This window comes from Mycolicibacter nonchromogenicus (assembly GCF_002101775.1).
Classification (GTDB): domain Bacteria; phylum Actinomycetota; class Actinomycetes; order Mycobacteriales; family Mycobacteriaceae; genus Mycobacterium; species Mycobacterium nonchromogenicum.
The window spans coordinates 1-1372 of the sequence record NZ_LQPI01000037.1 but is presented as its reverse complement, the minus strand read 5'-3'; the positions used below and the strand labels follow the sequence as shown (position 1 = coordinate 1372).

At 64.6% G+C, this 1372-nt stretch carries 2 protein-coding genes; both read left to right on the top strand.

All coding sequences use genetic code 11. The features are described from left to right. Window positions 1–415, top strand: a 415-nt coding sequence (locus AWC18_RS08020) for a helix-turn-helix domain-containing protein (protein WP_208858338.1), incomplete at its 5' end; no start/stop codon positions are given. A gap of 35 nt (window positions 416–450) precedes the next feature. After that, window positions 451–1362, top strand: a complete 912-nt coding sequence (locus AWC18_RS08015) for an integrase core domain-containing protein (RefSeq protein WP_207504675.1) — start codon at window positions 451–453, stop codon at window positions 1360–1362. Window positions 1363–1372: the final 10 nt, after the last annotated feature.

Genomic DNA, 1372 nt, shown 5'->3' with positions numbered 1-1372 from the left:
CTCCACTGACTCAAACTTTTTGGCAGGGTCGCGTTATTCACAACGCGGCCGTGAGGAGGTTGAGTGGATCATGGTCCGATCACGGCGAACGAAGATCCCTGCGGAGGAGAAAGCCCGGCTGGTGCTGGCAGTACTGGGCGGCGAGATGACCGGCGCCGAGGCCGCCCGACGGTGTGGCGTGTCCTCGACTCAAGTGACGAAGTGGAAGCATCAGTTCCTTGAGGCCGGTGCTCAACGAATGCAGGAAGTACCCGGCGGAGCCGCAGGGCAGGCCGGTACCCCTGAACAGCGCCGACTGCGGCGCGAGAACGAGGAACTCAAGCTCGCTCTCGCCGAGGCGACGGTGCAACTGCGGATCTGGCAGCGCGGCGCCGCGCTGATCAATCAGGTCCCTTCCCGGACCTCGAAGCCCTAAGAGAGGCAGCTCACCTGCCGGTTTCGAGGTTCGCCTTGCTCGCCGGCATCCCGGAGCGGACCTATCGACGCCGCCTGGCTCGGGCACGCGCAGGCAGCCCACCCAAAGGTCCCTGGCCGGCACCTCAAGTCGACCGCATTGAAGCCCTGGCCGCCAAATACGCCGAAGCCTGGCCAGCCTGGGGCTACCGCAAGATCGCGGCCTTGATGCGCGCCGATGGCCACGAGGTCACCAATTCGTCGGTGCAACGCGCGCTACGACGCCGCGGCCTGCTGCTACCTCAAGGCTTCCGGGCCGACCGCAAATCCTGGGCCACGCTGCGTCGACAGGTATTTCACGACCCGCCGACCGAGCGCAACCGGGTCTGGCAGACCGACTTCTCCGAATTCGAAACAGCCCACGGTGGGATTTGGCGGATCAGCGCCGTCATCGACTACGTCACCAAGTACTGCCTGGCCATCACCGTCACCCCCACCGGCCGCGGAGTCGACGCCGTGCACTGCATCCGACTCGCAGTCGAGGAAGCCGCCCGCGTACTGAACCTGGCCGACCTGCGGCTCGACCGCGGACAGATGGAGGTCCTCGACGCCCAGGACAACATCATCGGTTACATGCCCGCCCCCATCGCCGTCGTCTCAGACAACGGACCCTGCTACCGCGGCAAAGACTTCCAAAGCCTCTTCACCGGCCACGATCCACTACTGCGCCACATCCGCACCCGGATCAGATCACCACAAACCAACGGTGTCATCGAGCGCTTCTTCGGGACCCTCAAATACGAGCACCTCTTCCGCGGCTACATCGGCGACGGCGACGCACTCGACATGGAAGCCCACCGCTTCCGCATCATCTACAACACCATCCGACCCCACCAAGCCCTCGCCGACCACACCCCCAAACAGGCCTACCTCAACCCGCCCACACCCCAAACCCTGCCAACTACTTGACTCAAGACAC